The organism is Dialister sp. UBA1703, assembly GCA_002320515.1.
Classification (GTDB): Bacteria; Bacillota; Negativicutes; order Veillonellales; family Dialisteraceae; genus Dialister.
In genome coordinates, this window is sequence record DCJJ01000080.1 from 1 (window position 1) to 2,515 (window position 2,515).

Annotated in this window: 1 protein-coding gene; it reads left to right on the forward strand. The window is 52.4% G+C overall.

The window, feature by feature from the left end:
• Nucleotides 1-861: 861 nt before the first annotated feature.
• Entirely contained in the window at nt 862-2,181 is a 1,320-nt protein-coding gene (serS, locus tag B2Y11_RS03730) for a serine--tRNA ligase (RefSeq protein ID WP_291056373.1), read from the forward strand.
• Nucleotides 2,182-2,515: the final 334 nt, after the last annotated feature.

Consider the following 2,515-nt stretch of genomic DNA (forward strand, 5'->3'; position numbering starts at 1 on the left):
TGGGCGTCCTTAAAATAATAAAGGACGCCTCTTATAATAAAACCATAAAACCGCCCTGGCGGGCGATGGAAAAGCCCCCCCTTTGGTGGCTGCGCCACTACCTTTACCCAAAGGGAAGCATGTCACTGGATTCGTAGGGGAGCGGTAGCGACCTGAGAATCGTGTGAGACGCTTTCCTGTGGGGGAGTCCGGCGCAGCCGGATAGGGGGTGGCTGTGGAGGTCCTGCATAGGACCTCCAAGTCAGCCGAAGTTGGCCTCTAGCCTGCCCAATAAGAGGCCTTCCTTTTAGTCGGCTGACCGTGTAAGGCGGCAAATTCACCGTAATGCATAGCGAGGATTAAGTAGCAGGAGGGCATTCCCGTAACGTAAGGCTCCTTTCTCAGAAAGGAGCTGGGCGGAGCCCTGAGGATAGGTCTGGCTCTCCGTCATGCAGCACAGGTGACACAAAAGGCATTCCCGTAACGCTGACTTCATAATCATAGCCGCGCAGCGGCTATCCACCACCCTCTGAACCCTCTGAACCCTCTGAACCCGGGCCGCTCAGCGGCCTACCCCTAAATCAAATATGTCTTTACAAAAAATAATGCCGGCGCTATAATAAGAACAACGCAGGGAAAGAGAATACCTTTTCCCTTATGCCTTTAGAGAAGAGACGGCTGGTGAAAGTCTTGGCAGAAGGAAAAGTTTCCACTCAGGAGCGGCCGGTGAGGAACCGGACGGCTGGTGACCGATACGAACTATGAGCTGGCTTTTGCAAATTGGGTGGCACCGCGATGACTTCGTCCCATGGAGGGGTGAAGTTTTTTTATTTCCTCGTTTATATGCCCGGATGGGCAAATTTGATACAGGGAGAGATAGTTATGTTGGACATGAAATTTATTCGTGAACATGCGGATGAAGTGAAGCAGAACCTTGTGAACCGTCACAATCCGTTTGATCTGGACAAGGTGCTGGCACTGGATGAGAAGAGAAGGGAACTCCTGCAGGAAACGGAAGCGCTGAAGAGCGAGAAGAATGCAGAATCCAAGAAAATCGCCCAGGCAAAAAAGAATGGGGAAGATGCAGCCGATGCCATCGCTTCCATGGGAGAAGTGGGCAGGAAAATCGCCGCTATTGATAAGGAACTGGGGGATGTGGAAGGCACGCTGAATGAACTCCTCCTTCATATTCCGAACATGGCTGACAAGTCTGTGCCCATCGGCAAAGATGACAGCGAAAACCCGGAAGTCCGCCGCTGGGGTGAAATCCCGAAATTTGATTTCCCCATCAAAGCCCATTACGAACTGGGCGATGACCTGGGCATTCTGGATGCAGAAAGAGCAGGCAAAGTGTCCGGCGCCCGTTTCTATTTCTACCTTTCCGCCGCAGCCCGTCTGGAAAGAGCGGTCTACAATTTCATGCTTGACCTTCACACAAAGGAAAATGACTATACAGAAGTGATTCCGCCTTACATTATCAACGGCAAATCCATGCAGGGCACCGGACAGCTGCCGAAATTCGCTGACGATATGTACAAGGTGGAAGGGGAAAACATGTACATGACCCCTACGGCAGAAGTGCCGCTGACCAACTATTTTGCAGGAGAAATCCTGGACGGCGATATGCTGCCGGTTCATCTTACCGCTCTCACCCCTTGCTTCCGTAAAGAAGCGGGCTCTGCAGGCAAGGATACCCGCGGCCTCATCCGCCAGCACCAGTTCCACAAAGTAGAAATGGTGAAGTACTGCAAACCGGAAGACAGCTGGGACGAACTGGAATCCCTCACCGCCGAAGCGGAAAAGGTACTGCAGCGTCTGAAGATTCCCTATCATGTAGTATGCCTCTGCACCGGTGATATCGGATTCTCCTCTGCCAAGACCTATGACATCGAAGTCTGGATGCCGGCACAGAACAAGTACCGTGAAATTTCCTCCTGCTCCAACTGCCTTGATTTCCAGGCCCGCCGCGCCAATATCCGCTTCCGCCGCACCCCCGGCGCTAAACCGGAATTCGTTCACACCCTGAACGGCTCCGGCCTTGCCGTAGGCAGAACCGTGGCAGCCATCATGGAAAACTACCAGCAGGCAGACGGCACCATCAAGGTTCCGGAAGCACTGGTTCCCTACATGGGTGGCATCACCGTCATCGGAAAGAGAAACGGCTTCCCCAGCTCCAAGCCCGCTCATAAAGAAGATAAATAATGAAATAAGAAAGTAAAACCCCCGCCTCATGGCGGGGATTTTTTTCTTGGGAAAATGGTGAGAATAGGTGAGGAATGGACATAACGCAGGCTTCTTCCACTGGAAAGAGCAGGGGACAGGGCTGAGGAACACTTTCTCCAGCAAAGGCGCCGCCTACCGGTATGGCATAGTGGGCTGGTGAGCTGGTGGGCTGGTGGGCTGGTGTACTAGTGAGCTAGGGGAGCACTAATTCAGTCGCAGAATCAGATTTCATAAGTATTTTGGTCCAATACTGCGTCATAAGGCTCCTTAGATAGCTTTGGCTATTCGCGTCGGCTTATTCCTTGTAGTGAAC